The sequence below is a fragment of the Glycomyces buryatensis genome (assembly GCF_004912275.1).
In the GTDB taxonomy this organism is placed as follows: Bacteria; Actinomycetota; Actinomycetes; order Mycobacteriales; family Micromonosporaceae; genus Glycomyces; species Glycomyces buryatensis.
Window position 1 is genome coordinate 1 of the sequence record NZ_STGY01000059.1, and the last position, 734, is coordinate 734.

2 protein-coding genes are annotated in these 734 nt (G+C 56.8%); both read right to left on the reverse strand.

Annotated features, from left to right (window positions below; translation table 11 throughout):
- Window positions 1-116: 116 nt before the first annotated feature.
- Window positions 117-404, reverse strand: coding sequence for a hypothetical protein (locus FAB82_RS16235; protein ID WP_136535589.1), 288 nt, complete (start codon window positions 402-404; stop codon window positions 117-119).
- A 146-nt stretch (window positions 405-550) separates the two neighbouring features.
- Window positions 551-734: hypothetical protein (locus tag FAB82_RS27175; RefSeq protein WP_211116636.1), on the reverse strand; the 184-nt coding region annotated here is incomplete at its 5' end.

Here is a 734-nt window from a genome sequence, read left to right on the forward strand (position 1 = left end):
TCGCAGCGACCGCAGCCCAGTCATAGCGGCCCGGAGTGGCGTTTATGCGGGCGAGGCTGGCGAGTTCAGTGAGTTCAGCCATGGGGATCCTTCCACCGGCAGATGCGCCCGGGACGTTAGCCTAGGAAATCCGGGTCGGTCTCTTCCTCGTACAGCGTGATGCCATCAATGACGGTCCCTTGGGTACGGGGGTCATAGGTGTCGCCGGTTCGCAACCCGAGCTCCGGAATTGCGTAGATGCCTACGACCGGGCCGATGACATCGTGGCCGCGGGCCGCCATACCCTCGATGAATTGATGGGGCGTGAGGCCGACTACTTGCAGACCCTCGACATAGATCTGCCCCTGCAGGTTAATAACTTCGATGCAGTCAAGACGGTCCTCGTCGTCGTAGTCGAGACTCATGAGGCTCGGGATATACAAGTCAGTTTCCTTGGGGTCCAAAGGATCCTGCTGAGAAGTCCTGTATTCACCGAGCTCACGGCGATGCTTGGAACGAGGCTCACCGAATCTAGCGAACTCGAACCCGACTCTGGGAATGACTGTAAGCGTCAAGAGCCACTTGGATTCATGCTCAGTGTCATGACCATATTCTTGAGCTGATCATCCTCTAGGTCCTCGGCAAGGCGAGTTAGAGTATCGCGCTCCACTTCAGTAATCGCAAGGTCATGTTCCGACAGGCTAAATATCAGTTCTCTTACAGCCATGGAAAACTCACCTCCAGCGAGTGCCGCC